This is a genomic window from Streptomyces longispororuber, assembly GCF_024448165.1.
GTDB lineage: Bacteria > Actinomycetota > Actinomycetes > Streptomycetales > Streptomycetaceae > Streptomyces > Streptomyces longispororuber_A.
On record NZ_JAMOLN010000250.1, the window covers coordinates 1 to 13,809 of the forward strand.

A 13,809-nucleotide genomic window follows, 5' to 3' on the forward strand; every position below is an offset into this window, starting at 1 on the left:
CCCGGCGCAGCGCCCACACGACGCCCAGCGCGACTGCCAGCAGCGCGAGTTCGAGCACGTAGTACGCGCGGTCCCCGGCGAACCCGGCGGGCCGCGCCGGTGCGAGTCCCGACGCCGCGTACGGCTGCGCGAACACGAACCGGCTCACCCCCACCCCGACCGCGAACGTGGCGAGCGCCAGGGCGAGGCCCTGCCGTCCGATGGCCGGGACCGCCGTGATCAGACCGAGCGGCGCGACCAGGACGACCGAGACCAGCAGGGCGGCAAGGGCGGGGAGCCGGGGCAGTCCGGGGAAGCGGCCCAGTTCGAGCAGGGCGGTGAAGAGCGCACCGAGCCCGGCGAACGCACCCTGCCCGAGCGTCAGTTGACCGGCCCGGCCGGTCACCACGACCAGCGAGAGGAGGATCAGGGCGAGCGCCGGCACCTGGACCGACGTGTGCAGATCCGACCCGGCGAAGCCCAGCGGGAGCAGGAACAGGACGGCCGCCACCGGCCAGGCGCCCGGCGGCGCCGGAAACACCCGCCGCGTCGCCGCCCACGGCAGCGCGCCCTGCGCGTCGACGCCCGGCAGGACCAGCGTCGCGATCAGCAGCGCCACCACGAACAGATTCGCCCCGACCGCCTGCAGCAGCGGCTCGCCGGGGCCGCCGGGATGCAGTCGCGTCAACTGGGCCTGCGCCACCCCGATCCCGAGCGCCACCACGACCGCCACCGACAGGTACCGCATGCGCGCGGCCACCGCGACCGCCACGACCTCCATCACCAGCAGCGGGAGACCGTACGGGTCGAGGCGCACGTACGGGGCGAGGAGCACCCCCGTCAGGCCCGCCGTGAACGCGCCGAACGCCCAGCCCGCCGCGGCGACCCGGTCCGCGTCGATCCCGCCGAGCACGGCGAGCCGGCGGTTGTCGACGACCGCCCGCAGCTCGGCGCCGAACCGGGTCCAGCGGGTCACCGCCGCCACCGCCGCCGCGACCGCGCAGGCCACCGCGAGCTGCCCCCACGGGTCGGCCGCGATCAGCGTCGGCGCGTCGTCCCGGGCGCCCGTGCCCCACAGCAGGGCCGCCGCCCCGACCAGGAGGACGAAGACGCCGACGGACGCCACCAGGGTCATCGCGGGATCGCCGCCGGATCTGGCCAGGGGTCTGAACACCCCGCGTTCCAGGGCGAGTCCGAGCGCCGGGGCCACGATGAGGAGGACCAGCGTCGCGCCCGCCCACAGCGGCCACTCCCAGACCGCCACCGACTGCCGCAGCAGACAGGCGCAGAACATCGCGATGGCTCCGTGCGCGAAGTTCAGCACGCCCGTCGCGCGGTAGGTGACGATCAGGCCGGTCCCGGTGAGCGCGGCCGCCGCGCCCACGGAGAGGCCGGCCAGTGTGAGGTCGTACGTGAGTGAGGACACGCCTCAACTCCCGGTGGGCGGCTCGCAGATGGGGCAGGGGCCGAGGTCGCCGTCGGCGACGGCGCGCGCGTCGGCGGGCACGGCCTCCGGCTTGCCCTCGACGAGCGGGCAGTCGGAGCGGTGCCACAGCGTGCCGCCCGGCACCATCAGCAGCGTTCCGCCGGGGGCGAGCGGGGGGAGCGCGGCGAGCGGAAGGGCGCCGTCGGGCGGCGGGTCCATCGCCACGAGCAGCTCGTACAGCTGCTCCACGCGGGACGTCGCGAGCGTGCTCCTGCCGTACGTGAGGAGGACCGCACCCGTGATGATCAGTGCCGAGCCCGGCACCGTGCAGGAGGCCAGGTAGGGGAGTTGGCGCTCGGCGAAGCGCTCGCCCGACATCCCGTACCAGCCGACCACGCACAGCACCGCGCCGGCGGCGAGAGCGGCGAGGCCCGCCCACAGGACGGGATGCACGGTTCGAAGCCGGGCAGTGCGCATCGGTGGCTCCCCACGTCGTCGCGTCGTGTGTCTGCCTGTTGCCGGCGGCGTCTGGTCTTGTGCGCCGATCGATTGCACTATGCCTTCTGGAAGCCGACCCTGAAAGCTCCGGGCGCCAGGCAGCCCGGACCGACACCCGGTGGTGACCAGATGGTTCTCGGGAGCAGGATCAGGACGGGCCGCGGACGGGGCGCTGCGTTCGCGCTCGCCGCGGCCCTGGTGATCGGACCCGCCACGGCGGCGTGCGGCGACGACAGCGGTGGCGACGAGAGCGCCCCGCCCACCCCCACCTCGCGGGAACCCTCCGCCGAGCAGCCGAGCCCGACCGCGCCGCCGGACCGGGCGGTGGCCGAGAAGGAGATCAAGGCGAACTGGAAGAAGTTCTTCGACCCGGCCGTCCCCGCGAAGGAGAAGGAGGCCGTCCTGGAGAACGGCGCCGAGATGCGGCCCGTCCTGAAGAGCTTCAGCGGGGACAAGCGCGGCGGCCAGGTACAGGCGGAGGTCGACACCGTCACGTTCACCTCGCCGACCGGCGCGGACGTGACGTACTCGCTGGCTCTCAAGGGCGCCACGGTGCTGCCGGGTGCCAAGGGCACCTCGGTGGAGCAGGACGGCGTCTGGAAGGTGTCCGTCAAGACCCTGTGCGCGCTGGTGCAGTTGAGCGGCAATGCGTCGCCGGGCCCGGGCTGCTGAGGCACTGGCCGCGGGGCTCGCGCTGCTGGCCGTCACGGCCTGCGGCTCGCGGCTGCCGGAGAGCGCCTTCGACGGCCGTGGGGCGTCGCGCTCGCCGGCGGCCGCCCGGGAACCGGTCCGCGTCGGGATCATCACCAGCGCGACCAGCCCGGTCGGCGGCGCCACCTTCACGGACACCCGGGACGGCGCACAGGCGTACTTCCGGAACCTGAACGAGAAGGGCGGCATCCAGGGGCGCCGGGTCGAGGTGCACACCTGTGACGACGGCGGCAGCGGCGTCGGCAACAACGAGTGCGTGCACAAGCTCGTCGACGAACAGCGGGTCGTCGCCCTGGTGGCCACCACGTCCCTGGACTACGCGGGCGCCGCCCGGGTCTCCCGCGCGGGCGTGCCCGACATCGGGGGCCAGCCGATCGGCGCCGCGTACGACACCTATCCGCACCTCTACGGGATCTACGGCAGCCTCGCACCGCGCCGCGGCACCCCGGGCTGGGACGGCAAGCTGTACGGCGGCACCGAGGTCTACCGCTACTTCAAGCGGGAGCAGGGCGCCCGCACGGCCGCCGTCGTCTCCTACAACCAGGCCGCGTCGGCCGCATACGCCCGGCTGGTGACCCGCGGCCTGAAGGCCGAGGGCTACCGGGTGATCAGCGAGCAGGTCGACTTCGCGCTGCCCAACTTCCGTGCCGTCGCCGCCGACGTGAAGGACCGGGGCGTCGACCTCGTCCTGGACGCGATCGACGCGCACGGCAACGCCCAGCTGTGCAAGGCCATGGACCAGGTCGGCGCCCGCGTCACCGCCAAGGTCACGAACGTGCAGAACTGGACGTCCACGGTCGCCGCCGACTACAAGGACGCGCCGCACTGCCGGGCCGCCCTGTGGGCCACCGGCGCCAGTCGCAACTACGAGGACACCGGGCACCCGGCCGTCCGCGCCTTCCGCGACGCGACCGCGGGACTCGGCACGCACGCGCAGTGGCAGCTGGAGGGGTGGGCGGCCGCGCTGTGGTTCACGGACGCCGCCCGCTCCTGCGCCACGGACGTCACACGGGCGTGCGTCGACCGCTTCATGAACCGCGGCACCCCGTACACGGCGGACGGACTGCTGGTTCCGGTCACGTTCCGGCGCCTCGCCGCGCCGCCCACGCACCGCAGGACGTGCCTGTCGGTCGCGAAATGGACGGACGGCAAGGGGTGGGTCACCCGGAGCGGTGACATGGACAGGACGTGCTTTGACGTTCCTCAACTCTCCTACCAGCCATGACGTATCCCTGATGGACAAAATGGCCAAACGGTTCCCTCTTTCTTCTACCAATCCGGCAACTGTTCTGGAACAAGATGATGATGAAGAACAACCCTCGCCGGGGCATCTCTGTCTAACCATGCGGTAGGCGGATCAGTCGGGACTGTCCGCGAGGAATGGTGGAATACGGGGACGCATGCAGATTTCTTTCCTGATTCACAATGCGTACGGGATCGGAGGGACGATCCGCACCACGTACAACCTCGCCAACACCCTGGCCGAGCAGCACGACGTGGAGGTCGTCTCGGTCTTCCGCCACCGTGACGAGCCGGTCTTCACGCCCAGCTCCCGGGTGCGGGTGCGCCACCTCGTCGACATCCGCAAGGACTCGCCCGGGTACGACGGCGACGACCCGGAGTTCGGGCGGCCCGCCTCGGTCTTCCCGCGGCACGAGGGGCGCTACGAGCAGTACAGCGCGCTCACTGACCGGCGGATCGCCGAGCACCTGGCCTCCGTCGACGCGGACGTCGTCGTCGGCACCCGCCCCGGGCTCAACGTGCACCTGGCCCGGGAGACCCGGCGTGGCCCGCTCCGGGTCGGCCAGGAGCACCTCACGCTCGACACCCACGCGACCGGTCTGCGCCGGGAGCTGCGCAGCGTGTACCCCCGGCTCGACGCGCTGACCACGACCACCGAGGCCGACGCCCACGCCTACCGCGACCGGATGCGGCTGCCCGGCGTCCGGATCGAGGCCATGCCCAACCCGGTGCCCGCGCCCGGCATCTCGCCCGCCGACGGCTCCGCGAAGTGGGTCGTCGCCGCCGGCCGGCTCGCCCCGGTCAAGCGGTACGACCTGCTGATCAAGGCCTTCGACAAGGTCCGCGCCGAGCGGCCCGACTGGCGGCTGCGCATCTACGGGGGCGGCAAGCAGAAGGACAAGCTGCGCCGTCTGATCGACCAACTCGGCCTGTACAACCACGTGTTCCTCATGGGACCCGCCAACCCCATCGAACCCGAGTGGGCGAAAGGTTCCGTCGCCGCGGTGACCTCGACCTTCGAGTCGTTCGGCATGACGATCGTCGAGGCGATGCGGTGCGGTCTGCCCGTCGTCTCCACCGACTGCCCGCACGGCCCCGGCGAGATCATCGACAACGGTGTCGACGGCCGCCTCGTCGAGGTCGGCAACGTCGAGGCGATCTCCGGCGGCCTCCTCGAACTCATCAACAACGACCCGCTGCGCGAGCAGATGGCGGCGCGTGCCCTCGTCGACTCCGAGCGCTTCGATCCGGCGCGGATCGCCGAGCGCTACGAGACGCTCTTCGGCTCGCTGACCGCCCGCGGCGGCTCCGGCGGCCTGCTCCACCGGGCACGCGGCTCCCTGCTCGGCGGCGCCTTCGCCGTCCGGGACGCCGGAAGGACCGTGTTCAAGTCCCCGAGAAAGGGGCGCACCGCATGACGCCGCTGGCCACGCCCGCCCTTCCGTCCGGGTCTGACGACAGGACCGTCCTCATGGCACCCCGCGCAGACTGCATCGCCGACTCCGCCGGCGGCCTCACCTTCGACGTCTCCGACCAGGGGGCGCCGGACCCGGCCCACCTGGTGCTGATGAACCGGAGCAGCGGCGAGGAGGTGCGGCTGCCGCTCACCCCGTCGGGCGACGGACGGCTGCGGGCCTCACTGCCGATAAGCGTCGGCCTTCCCGAGGGACGCTGGGACGTGTACGCGCAGGCCGCGGGGGACGACCCGGTCCGGCTGATGCCGGGAGTCAACGATCTGCGCTCGCTGGTCGACCGGGCACCCACCGGGTCGCGCGGCTACGTCGCCGTACGGATCCCGTACGTCACGAAGCACGGCAATCTGACCGTGCGCAGCTGGTTCCGGGCGCCGCACGCGGAGGCCGGTGAACTGCTCATCGCCGGCGGGGAGTTGACCGTGCGCGGGCGGGTCTACGGGACGGAGTTCTCCGCGAAGGCCTGTGCGGAGATACGTTCCCGCGCCGCGACGGGGCCGGTCCTGCGCGGCGAACTGACCGCGGACGGCGCCGAGTTCGCGCTGCGGATCGGCTACGACGAGCTGTCCGAGGGGCGCTGGGACGTCTGGCTGCGTCCCGAGGGGGAGGACGGGCCGCAGGTGCGGGTCGCCCGGCTGCTCGACGACATCGCCGACAAGAAGGCGATCTTCGCCTATCCGACGGAGCGGGTCGCCGTCGGCGGCCGGGACCTGCTGGCCGAGCCGTACTACACCGTCGACAACGACCTCTCGGTCGTCATGGCTCCCGCATCGCCGTAAGGGCTTCTGCCGCGTCGGCGCCCGGCTCCATCGCGTCGGCCGCCCCTTTGGCACACTCGGACCATGCTCGAGACCTCTGCCCGCCTGTTGCGGCTGCTCTCCCTGCTTCAGGCCCACCGCGAATGGTCGGGCCCCGAGCTGTCCGACCGTCTCGGGGTCAGCGCGCGGACCGTGCGACGGGACGTGGAGCGGCTCAGGGAGCTCGGGTACCCCGTCAACGCCAGCCCGGGGACCGGCGGCGGATACCAGTTGGGCGCGGGGGCCGAGCTGCCGCCGCTGCTGCTCGACGACGACGAGGCCGTCGCCGTGGCGGTCGGGCTGCGGACCGCGGCGGGGCAGGGCGTCGCCGGGATCGGTGAGACGTCGGTGCGGGCCCTGGCCAAACTGGAACAGGTGCTGCCGCACCGGCTGCGGCGCCGGGTCGGCGCGCTCAACGCCTACACCGTGCCCATGCTGCGCGGCGCCGGTCTGACGGCCGTCGATCCCGGGGTGCTCAGCGAACTCGCCGCCGCCTGCCGGGACCTGGAGCGGGTGCGGTTCGAGTACCGCGACCACGGGGGCGAGCCGAGCCGGCGGACCGTGGAACCGCTGCGGCTCGTGTGCAGCGAGCGGCGCTGGTACCTGGTGGCGTGGGACGTGGAGCGCGACGACTGGCGTACCTTCCGGGCCGACCGGATCACGCCGAAACCGCCGCACGGGCCGCGCTTCCAGCCCCGTACACCGCCCGCCGAGGACCTCGCCGCCTATGTGTCGCGGGGCGTCTCCACGCGCGCGTACGCCGCCGAGGCGGTGATCCGGCTGTTCGTCCCGCTGGCCGAGGCGCGGCAGACGGTCTCGCCGAGCGCCGGGGTCCTGACGGCCGAGGGCGAGGACACATGTCTGCTGCGCACCGGGGCCGTCAGTCTCGACGTGATGGTCGTGCACGTGGCGATGATGGGGTACGAGTTCGAGGTGGTGGAGCCCGTCGAACTCCTCGGCTCCGTCAGGGCCGTTCGGGATCGGCTGAGCCGCGCACTCCTACGGCCGGAGTCCGCCCAGGACGGTCCTCGAACGCCGCGAACTCCGGATGGTGCAGATCGAACGCCGGGGACTCCGAGCGGATCTTCGGCAGCGTCGTGAAGTTGTGCCGGGGCGGCGGGCACGACGTCGCCCACTCCAGCGAACGGCCGTAGCCCCACGGGTCGTCGACCTCGACCTTCTCGCCGTACTTCGCCGTCCGCCAGATGTTGTACAGGAACGGCAGGGTCGAGATGCCGACGAGGAACGCGCCGATGGTCGACAGGCTGTTCAGCGCCGTGAAGCCGTCCGCCGCCAGATAGTCCGCGTACCGGCGCGGCATGCCCTCCGCGCCCAGCCAGTGCTGCACCAGGAACGTGGTGTGGAAGCCGATGAACAGCGTCCAGAAGTGGATCTTCCCGATGCGCTCGTCGAGCAGCTTCCCCGTCAGCTTCGGCCACCAGAAGTAGAAGCCGCCGAACGTCGCGAAGGCGACCGTGCCGAAGACGACGTAGTGGAAGTGCGCCACGACGAAGTACGAGTCCGTGACGTGGAAGTCCATCGGCGGCGACGCGAGGATGACGCCGGTCAGACCGCCGAACAGGAACGTGACGAGGAAGCCGACCGACCACAGCATCGGCGTCTCGAAGGAGAGCGAGCCCTTGAGCATCGTGCCGGTCCAGTTGAAGAACTTCACCCCGGTCGGCACGGCGATCAGGAAGGACATGAAGGAGAAGAAGGGGAGCAGGACCCCGCCCGTCGCGAACATGTGGTGCGCCCACACGACCACCGACAGGCCGGTGATCGCCATCGTCGCGCCGACCAGCATCGTGTAGCCCCAGATCGGCTTGCGGCTGAAGACCGGGATGATCTCGCTGATGATGCCGAAGAACGGCAGCGCGATGATGTAGACCTCGGGATGGCCGAAGAACCAGAAGAGGTGCTGCCACAGCAGCGCACCGCCGTACTGGGCCTCGAAGACCACGGACCCGAACCGCCGGTCCGCCTCCAGACAGAGCAGCGCGGCCGCGAGCACCGGGAACGCGAGCAGCACCAGGATCGACGTGAACAGCGTGTTCCACGTGAAGATCGGCATCCGGAACATCGTCATGCCGGGCGCCCGCATCCCGATGATCGTGGTCAGGAAGTTCACCGAGCCGAGGATCGTGCCGAATCCGGAGAGCGCGAGACCCATGATCCACATGTCGGCGCCGATGCCGGGGGACCGGGTCAGGCTGTTCAGCGGCGCGTACGCGAACCAGCCGAAGTCGGCCGCCCCGCCCGGCACCACCAGCGAGCCGAGCACGATCAGGCCGCCGAAGAGGAAAAGCCAGTACGAGAGCATGTTCAGCCGTGGGAACGCCACGTCGGGCGAGCCGATCTGCAGCGGCATGATCTCGTTGGCGAAGCCGGCGAACGTCGGGGTCGCGAAGAGCAGCAGCATGATCGTGCCGTGCATGGTGAACAGCTGGTTGTACTCCTCGCTGGAGAGGATCTGCAGCCCGGGACGGGCGAGTTCGGCCCGCATCAGCAGCGCCATGACCCCGCCGACCAGGAAGAAGCCGAACGCCGTGATGAGGTAGAGGTGGCCGATCTTCTTGTGGTCCGTGGTGGTCAGCCAGTCCACGATGACCTTGCCCGGCTGCCCCGCCCGTACCGGCCGAGCGGTACCAGGACCGGCCTGCACCCCGGTCGTTCCCATCGCTTGCCCCCTCGCTGCTCACGCGCCCGGGCCTGCTTCGAACTCAGGCCATGATGCTCGCGCGCGGACCCGCGGCGACAGAGGGCGTACCCCTCTTTCTGGCATGGACAGGCAATTCCCGGACTCTCCCAACTCACCGGTGATTCGGCCGGATTCGATCCTCGGCAGGAATTGCGCACCGCCCGACCGGAAATGCTCCCGGCCCCTCGGATCGGCATTGCCCGGACCTTCCGGAATTCGCCGTACTGGCCCGCGAAGGAGCCCGTGGAGAAGTTCCGGAGAAGTAAGGAACCCCCCGATCGTGTGAGCGAGTTCGACAGAAACAACCGTCGTGATCTTGTGACGAAAGCGTGACCGTACGAGCCCATCAGGGGGTCGTGCGGAGGGGCCTGGCGCCACCCGCACACACGGCTTACGGTGGCCGCATGGCACCCATTCCGACCCCGCCCGCAGACCCTCAGGACAGCCCCGACACCTATCTGGGACTCGACGCCGAGAGCGCCGAGCGGCAGGCCCGCGGTCGAGGCTGGTCCTCCGTCAGGCAGCTGCCGCCGGGGGCCGTCATCACCATGGAGTACCGCTCCGGCCGGCTGAACTTCGAGGTCACCGACGGAACGGTCACGCGCTGCTGGAAGGGCTGAGCGAAAGGCGAAGGCCCCCGGAACCTGTGAGGTTCCGGGGGCCTTCGCCGTGCGGGCTGGTTGTGCGTACCGTGCCCGCTGTCATGGAGCGGGGCTAGGCCCGCTGGGCGTCCGCCGTGGTCGTCCGTGCCGTCGTGCCGCGGGCTCCGGCGGGGCGTCTGCTGCCCGCCGGGGTGACCGGGGTGCGCTCGCCCCGCGGGGTGTGCGGGCCGGTCGGCAGGAGGGCCGCGGGGCGGTTCCCGGAGCGCGGGGCGCCGGCTTGGACCGGGGTGTGCTGCGCGGACATCGCGGGCGCCGGCATCGGGGAGGCCGGCACGGCCACTCCGGCACGGCCGGTGCGCAGCCGGTCGCGGAGCGCCAGGATCACGGCCTCGACGCGGGCGACCAGCGGCTCGAACCAGGGCAGCGCCAGCAGGATCAGCAGACCCGCGGCCCAGCCGAGGAGCACGTCGCTCAGCCAGTGCGTACCGAGGTAGACGGTGGTCAGGCCGACGCTGAGGGAGATCACCGCGGAGACCGCGGACAGCCAGCGGCGGGCCCGCGGCGTGGAGGCCAGGTAGGCGAGGATGCCCCAGGTCACCACCGCGTTCGCCGTGTGGCCCGAGGGGAATATGTCGCCGCCCTGCCACATCTCGTTCGAACCGATCACGGTGGCGTAGTGCGGGCCGAGCCGGCCCATGCCGAGCTTGGCGGCGCCCACCGTCAGGTTCAGGAGCAGCAGCGCGGTGCCGAACATCAGCAGCGGCCGCAGCGTGTGCTGCCGCCACGAGCGCCAGCCCAGCCACGCCATCACCATGACGGCGGTGGGGCCGCGCTGGCCGAGCACCACCCAGTAGTCGAGGAACGCGTGGATCTCGGGCCACTGCTGGTAGGGCCGGAAGAACATGACCTGCCAGTCGAAGGCCACCAGCCACGTCGTGGCCAGGACCGCCACGACGATGGCGAGGTAGAAGGACAGGGTCAGCCCGAAGAGCACGACGCGGTGCCGGCTCATCCTGGGCATGTCCAGGTTGGCCGGCCGTTCGGGCTCGCGGTCGAGCCGGGCGAAGACCCGCTCGACCCGCCGGGTCAGGTTTCGTTCGGTACGCACCCAATCGACGCTACAGCGGGCGCGCGGCGGACCAGGACGAAACAGTGGCTTTGTGATGACGATGTGATGTGGGATTGATCTCAGGACGCCATGTATTCCCGAGATTCCGGTAACCCGGAACGGAAGTCTCCGCGAATTCGACGACCGATTCCGACTGCTCGTCCCAGTGCGCTTATGAATGTGTTCACCGCGTGCTGGCACGGAATTCTCCGTCCGCTCATCGAGCCCGACAGGACCGATCACGGCCGCTCAAGATCGGTCACGGTGGCCCTGAGCCGTTCAGCCAGAACGCTCCGTACACCGCGGAGATCGCCGCCAGCCCCCCGAGCACCCATGCCGACCTGCTGGTACGCCACCGGGCCAGCGCCACCGCGATCGGCAGCAGCAGCGGGAACGCGGGCAGCAGCAGCCGCGGCTTCGATCCGAAGTACCCCGAAGCGCACAGGGCAAGCACGACGACGATGCCCGTGTAGACGAGCAGGGGCACCGGCTGTCGCTGCCGCACCCCGGCCACGTACAGCCAGAGCACCAGCGCCACCCCGACGATCAGCCCGATCCCGGCGAGGGCACCCGGCAGCGACGTGAACTTGTCGGCGACGAAGCGGGCGAACGACAGGCCCCCGTCGAACCCGTTGCCCCACTGCTCCTGGACGTCCAGATAGCCGAAGAGCCCGCCGCCCGTCCGGTGCCCGACCCACAGCACGTACGCCGCCGCGCCCAGCGGGGCCAGCAGCACCCCGGCGACGAGCCGCCACGGCGCCCGCCGCTCGCGGGCGATCCACAGCGCCGCCGCCACCCACACCGCGGCGACCACCGCGGCGCCGACCGGCCGGGTCAGGCCCGCCAGCGCGGCGAGCAGCCCCGCGCTCACCCAGCGCTGCCGCACCACCGCGTAGAGTCCCCACGCCGCGAGCGCCGTGAACAGCGCCTCGCTGTACGCCATCGACGCCACGATCCCCACCGGCAGCGCACCCCACAGCACCGCCAGACAGATCCCGGCCCTGCGCCCGTACAGCAGGTCGCCGACCGCGAAGATCCCCCAGGCCGCGGCCAGCGAGGCGAGCCAGGAGACGAGCAGTCCCGCGTCGGCGTACGACAGCGGGGAGACCGCCGCGACGAACCGTTCCAGCCACGGCAGCAGCGGGAAGAACGCGAGGTTCGAGTGCACGTCGCCGCCTGGCAGCGTCACCGACCATCCGTAGCCCTGCTCGGCGACCCGGGTGTACCAGAGCGAGTCCCAGCGGGCGGTCAGCAGGGTGTGCGGGCTCTTGCCCGCGGCCGCGCTCCACAGCACGAGGGCGAGCAGGCCGAGCGCCCGCACCCCCGCGTATCCGAGCAGGGCCGGTGCCGCTCGCCGCAGCGAGGTCCTGTCTTGTCGATCCACGTCCGTCACGGCCCCGATTATCGGCAACCGCCGGTCGGCTTCCGCGCGTCCCCCTGGTGACGCGAGTGGCGCACGCCACATCCATCGGCCCGTTCCATGAGAGCTCTGCCACGTGTCACTGGCCTGAACTCGCGTACTCTGACGGCTCACTCGCCTTTCGCTGCGGGGCCGGGGGACCGCTCCTTCCGGCCGGAGACCGCGGGCCGTCCCCAGCCCCGGATCCGCCGAACGCGAGGACCACTGGGAGGTAGCACATGTCCGGGACGAACACGGCCGCCGGACGCCTGCGCCATCGGCTGGCCGCCATCGGACCCCGCACCAATCGCTGGGTCGTCCTCGTCGTCCTGTGCACGAGCCTGCTCCTGGTCGCGCTCGACTCGACCATCCTCTACGTCGCCCTGCCCTCGGTCACCGAGGACCTCAGGCCCACCTCGGTCGAGCTGCTGTGGATCGGCGACGCCTACCCGCTGGTCTGCGCCTCGCTCCTGATCCTGTTCGGCACGCTCGGTGACCGGGTCGGCCGGCGCCGGATCCTGCTGCTCGGCTACGCCCTGTTCGGCGCGGCCTCCGCGCTCGCCGTGGTCTCCGACACCGCCCAGGTGCTCATCGCGGCCCGTGCGCTGCTCGGCATCGGCGGCGCGATGATCATGCCCGCGACGCTGTCGATCCTGCGGGACGTCTTCCCCGACCGGCACGAGCGGGCCGTCGCCATCGGCGTGTGGACCGCGGTCGCCGCGGTCGGCGCCGCCACCGGACCGGTCCTCGGCGGCTTCCTCGTCGAGCACTTCTGGTGGGGCTCCGTCTTCCTCATCAACATCCCGCTGATGGCCGTCATGCTCCCGCTGTGCCGGGTCCTCGTGCCCGAGTCCAAGGGGCGCTCGGACGGGCCCTGGGACCTGTTCGGCGCGCTGCTCGCCGCGCTCGGCGTGCTGGGCGTCGTCTACGGCATCAAGGAACTGGGCATCGAGCGCGACCTGCTCGACGCGGGCGCCGTGCTCCCGTTCCTCGCGGGTCTGGCGGTGCTGACGCTGTTCGTGCGCCGGCAGCGGCGCCGCGAGCACCCCCTCATCGACATGCGGCTGTTCTCGCGGGCCGCCTTCTCCACCTCGGTCGGCTGCATCGTGATCGCGATGCTCGCGCTGGTGGGGCTCGAACTGATCGCCGTGCAGTACCTGCAGCTGGTCCTCGAACTGACTCCGCTGGAGACCGGCCTGCGCATGCTGCCGCTGACCTTCGCGGCGATGATCGCGGGCGTCCTCGGCTCCGCGAACCTGCGCCGCCTCGGCCCGCGCCGGATGGTCAGCTACGGCTTCGCGCTCACCGCCTGCGCGGTGCTGCTGCTCTGCCTGATGGGCGAGCACGACCAGCCGCTGCTGCTCAGCGCCGGCTTCATACTGCTCGGCTTCGGCTTCCAGACCACGCTGTTCGGGGCCTACGAGTCGATGCTCACGGAGGCGCCCGCCGACGACGCCGGAGGCGCGGCCGCCATCGGCGAGACCTCGTACCAGCTGGGCGCGGGCATGGGCATCGCGCTGCTCGGCTCCGTGATGAACGCGGCGTACGCGCCGGGTCTCTCGCACGTGAGCGGGGTGCCCGGCAAGGCGAGCGAGGCCGCGGGGCACTCGCTGGGGGAGGCGTACCAGGTCGCCGCGCAGCTCGGGGGCGCGGCGGGACACGCGCTGCGGGACGCGGCCCGCGGGGCGTTCGTGCACGGGCTGCACGTCACGCTCGTGGTCAGCGCCGGGCTGCTGTTCCTCGGCGCGCTCGCGGCGCTGCGGCTGCCGCGGCGGATGGAGTGCGAGGCGCCTCCGGCGGCGGAGCCGGAGATCGCTGCGCCGCGCCGTTCCTCGTCGAGCTCGTCGACTTCGTCGGCCTCGCGGGCCGAGTCG

The 13,809-nt window shown here is 71.7% G+C and carries 11 protein-coding genes and 1 pseudogene; 7 read left to right on the forward strand and 5 right to left on the reverse strand.

Translation table 11 applies throughout. The features are described 5' to 3' along the window. Both M4J07_RS41720 and M4J07_RS41725 read right to left on the reverse strand, forming a co-directional pair. Positions 1-1,405, reverse strand: a 1,405-nt coding sequence (locus M4J07_RS41720; RefSeq protein ID WP_445276313.1) for an ABC transporter permease subunit, incomplete at its 3' end; no start/stop codon positions are given. 3 nt (positions 1,406-1,408) lie between these two features. After that, on the reverse strand, positions 1,409-1,882 hold the full coding sequence (locus M4J07_RS41725) for a hypothetical protein (protein ID WP_255981318.1): 474 nt from the start codon (positions 1,880-1,882) through the stop codon (positions 1,409-1,411). 150 nt (positions 1,883-2,032) lie between these two features. Here M4J07_RS41725 and M4J07_RS41730 point away from each other — a divergent pair, with 150 nt between their 5' ends. The 5 genes from M4J07_RS41730 (at position 2,033) to M4J07_RS41750 (ending at position 7,226) form a co-directional block, all read left to right on the forward strand. After that, on the forward strand, positions 2,033-2,575 hold the full coding sequence (locus tag M4J07_RS41730) for a hypothetical protein (protein WP_255981320.1): 543 nt from the start codon (positions 2,033-2,035) through the stop codon (positions 2,573-2,575). Continuing rightward, complete coding sequence (locus M4J07_RS41735; RefSeq protein WP_255981322.1) at positions 2,550-3,839, forward strand: ABC transporter substrate-binding protein; 1,290 nt, start codon at positions 2,550-2,552, stop codon at positions 3,837-3,839. The genes M4J07_RS41730 and M4J07_RS41735 overlap by 26 nt, the downstream gene beginning before the upstream one ends. 175 nt (positions 3,840-4,014) lie before the next feature. Further along, positions 4,015-5,274, forward strand: a complete 1,260-nt coding sequence (locus tag M4J07_RS41740) for a glycosyltransferase family 4 protein (RefSeq protein ID WP_255981324.1) — start codon at positions 4,015-4,017, stop codon at positions 5,272-5,274. Between the two features lie 53 nt (positions 5,275-5,327). Continuing rightward, positions 5,328-6,107 (forward strand): FixH family protein, encoded by a 780-nt coding sequence (locus tag M4J07_RS41745; protein WP_255981326.1) that lies wholly within the window; start codon positions 5,328-5,330, stop codon positions 6,105-6,107. A gap of 63 nt (positions 6,108-6,170) precedes the next feature. Next, on the forward strand, positions 6,171-7,226 hold the full coding sequence (locus M4J07_RS41750; RefSeq protein WP_255981328.1) for a helix-turn-helix transcriptional regulator: 1,056 nt from the start codon (positions 6,171-6,173) through the stop codon (positions 7,224-7,226). Here the strand turns inward: M4J07_RS41750 and ctaD are convergent. After that, positions 7,132-8,805, reverse strand: a pseudogene (gene ctaD, locus M4J07_RS41755) (aa3-type cytochrome oxidase subunit I); the annotation flags it as partial. The gene M4J07_RS41750 and the pseudogene ctaD overlap by 95 nt on opposite strands. 425 nt (positions 8,806-9,230) lie before the next feature. Here ctaD and M4J07_RS41760 point away from each other — a divergent pair. Further along, entirely contained in the window at positions 9,231-9,446 is a 216-nt protein-coding gene (locus tag M4J07_RS41760; RefSeq protein ID WP_255981330.1) for an I78 family peptidase inhibitor, read from the forward strand. A gap of 94 nt (positions 9,447-9,540) precedes the next feature. Here the strand turns inward: M4J07_RS41760 and M4J07_RS41765 are convergent, their stop codons facing one another. Both M4J07_RS41765 and M4J07_RS41770 read right to left on the reverse strand, forming a co-directional pair. Next, complete coding sequence (locus M4J07_RS41765; RefSeq protein ID WP_255981332.1) at positions 9,541-10,536, reverse strand: phosphatase PAP2 family protein; 996 nt, start codon at positions 10,534-10,536, stop codon at positions 9,541-9,543. A gap of 259 nt (positions 10,537-10,795) precedes the next feature. After that, positions 10,796-11,929, reverse strand: coding sequence for a hypothetical protein (locus M4J07_RS41770; protein ID WP_255981334.1), 1,134 nt, complete (start codon positions 11,927-11,929; stop codon positions 10,796-10,798). A gap of 245 nt (positions 11,930-12,174) precedes the next feature. On the opposite strand from M4J07_RS41770, the gene M4J07_RS41775 reads away from it, so the two are divergent. Next, a partial coding sequence (locus M4J07_RS41775; RefSeq protein ID WP_255981336.1) for an MFS transporter occupies positions 12,175-13,809 on the forward strand: 1,635 nt, incomplete at its 3' end.